We start from the raw sequence: 2940 nt of genomic DNA, 5'->3' as shown, positions 1-2940 counted from the left end.
CCTAAAACGCCATCAGCAATATTTACAGCGTGATCACCGATACGCTCTAAGTTACTTACCATATCAACGAAAATGATGCTTGCATCACCTGAACAGCTACGTTCGTTCAGACGTAAYACATGRCGTTTACGWARAACACGTTCCATTTGGTCAATTTTACGTTCTTTYGCAATAACAGTTTGAGCTAGTTCAGTGTCRAAGTTTGTTAAAGCATTGATTGCATCTTGTAATGTTGAAATTGTTAATTCAAGCATTTCATTTAATTCAGCTAGTGCTTCRTCTGATAGTGAAACACGGTTTGAAATTTGGAAATCTACAAGTTCTACCAGGTTTTCTACATGATCACCGACACGTTCAATATCTCCAACAACACCTGCTAAAACTGAATGTTTTTCAGAGTCTGTAGGTGAAAGTGGTTTTTCTGATAGTAAAACTAAATACTCGATAATTTTTTTATCTAAATTGTTAATAGCTGCTTCTAATTGAGTAGCCATGTCCGCGTGTTTTTTGTCTTGTGTATTTAAAAATTGATTTGCTTCTTTTAATCCATTTAATGAGAACTCAGCCATGCGAACAATTTCTTTTTGCGCTTCTGTTAGTGCGATAGCAGGAGATTGTTCAATAAAGATTGGATTTAAATGTTGCGGTTTAAAATCAATAGCGGAATCTTCACCGCGAATGATTTTTGTTACAATCCATGCTAACACTGCAATGAATGGGAACTGAATAACTGCATTCGTTATGTTAAATGTTCCGTGAGCAAATGCGATTGTCATTTCTGGATTTAAGTTTAATGATGTTTGGAAATGTTGAATTAAACTTGTAAATGGTAYTAATAWAATYGTAAAGATRATKGYACCGACGATATTAAAGATAACGTGAACTAATGCTGCACGTCTTGCTGCAATWGAAGTACCGAATAACATACCAAAACCGAATATAACTTGACCTAAAGAATGTACTTTTTTATTTTTAAAGAAGAATAGTAAGATAGCTCCGAGCGCCATAATTGGAAGAGCGTATTCTCCGATTTTAATTCCGATAATAAATGCAGTGACTGTCGTTCCGATGTTCGCGCCCATAATAACACCAATTGCTTGTCTTAATGTCATAAATCCGGCACTTACAAGTCCGACTGTTAAAGCGGTTGTTCCTGAACTTGATTGAATTAATACTGTAACTAACATACCTGCAAGTACACCCATAAGAGGGTTTGTTGTAAAACGATCTAGAATATCGCGAAGACGATCTCCAGCTGCTTGTTGCAGTCCATCGCCCATGTATTTAATCCCGAATAAGAAAATACCTAATCCACCAATGAACTGGAAGATCATATCTTGAATATTGTATTCCACGCATTCCACTCCTTAAATTTCATGTACGATGTAATTATTAACTAAACCTTGAGGCACTGTAAACGGTTTATTAGTAAAATTTACACTAAATTTACAAAGGGATAAAAAGTTTACAAATCTTTAAAGAAACACCTGGATTTAATTGGTTTTTTAGATGATATATCAGATCGGTTTGTAAAGAAGTCACATTCATCACACTATTTGCGGATAGTAAAAATAGGAGAGGTAAACTATCCAAATTGGATGCGCTAAGTAAAGTGTCACCTTATTTATAATAATGGTTCTTTGCATATTTTTTGATTAAAGTTAGAAAAATATGTAGGGAAACGGGGGAGGTTTGAAATGGATTTATTTAATGAAAGTGAAAAACGATTAAATTATTTTAAACTGTTTTCTTTTGAGATGCTCGCAACAATAAAAAAGAGCAATTCGCATATGAATTTGCTCTGCCTTTTTATGTTAAAAACTTTCGGTGCTTTGCATTTTAACAATTATGCAAAGTGTTTTTTCTTTATTTAGAATCGTCATTATGCTCCATAGTGATGACGACATTTCCCTTCTTATGTCCCTTTTCAACATATATGTGAGCTTCAATAATTTCCTCAAAAGTGTATTGCCTATCAATGACCACTTTTATTTTACCGTTCTCAACAAGTTCTTTAAGGAAATTTAATGCTTCGGAAGTTTCAGGTGCGTTTTGACTTAATATGAGTTTCACGCGACTTGTCAATTTAGTCCAGAGCATTTGAGCACTTGGTAACGGTTCAACGATATTTATATAGGTACCATCTTCCTTTAACATTTTAATACACTCTGAAAAGGAGCTCCTGTTTACCGCTTCAAAGATAACATCATAAGTTTCGTCTGTAGTAGAAAAATTTTTTGTGGTGTAATCAATTACTTCGTCAGCTCCTAGAGATTTGACCAATTCTAAATTGGAGCTACTGCACACACCTGTAACTGTTGCGCCGAAATACTTGGAAATTTGTACTGCATAACTTCCGACACTTCCAGAAGCTCCGTAAATAAGAATGTTTTGACCGCTTTGAACGTTARCTTTCCTAAGGAAAAACAAAGCTGTACGTGCTCCAATTGGGATGGCTGCGGCTTCTTCATAGGATATATTGGAGGGCTTCATGCACACTGCTCCATCTTCAGGTAGACAAATATACTCAGCATAAGAACCAAAATTTACTTGGGTAGCTGCAAAAACTTGGTCTCCTTTTTTAAATCGTGTGACGTCTTTTCCTACCGATTCAACTTCACCAGCCAATTCCATTCCTAGTATTTGTTTTTTCGGTTGCTTAAAGCCAAGTGCGATTCGAGCGGGTAGCCAAACAGAAGAGGGAACCGTAAAACTTCGTGAGCGAATATCTCCTGCTGTTACGGTTGTCGCTTTTATTTTTACTAGTATTTCATTGTCCTTAGGAGCAGGTTTTTCTATCTCTTTCAGTTGAAGAACGTCGGGGAGACCGTATTTTGTGTACACTATTGCTTTCATTAATATTTCCTCCAATTCGTTCTATATATATTAATATCATACGAACAACATGAATAAATMGAACAGCGGTTCACTCTTCAATAC

2 protein-coding genes are annotated in these 2940 nt (G+C 35.5%); both read right to left on the bottom strand.

Annotated features, from left to right (window positions below; all coding sequences use genetic code 11):
• On the bottom strand, window positions 1–1355 hold a 1355-nt coding region (locus tag AC1DJR_RS27960), incomplete at its 3' end, for a Na/Pi cotransporter family protein (protein WP_477004043.1).
• Between the two features lie 511 nt (window positions 1356–1866).
• The gene (locus AC1DJR_RS27955) at window positions 1867–2856 is read right to left on the bottom strand and encodes an NAD(P)-dependent alcohol dehydrogenase (protein WP_477004042.1); all 990 of its coding nucleotides are present in this window, start codon (window positions 2854–2856) and stop codon (window positions 1867–1869) included.
• Window positions 2857–2940 lie beyond the last annotated feature (84 nt).

Source organism: Bacillus sp. 05T31, assembly GCF_056396725.1.
Note: the sequence above shows the minus strand (reverse complement) of the source record. Positions and strands in the feature narration are given on the sequence as shown.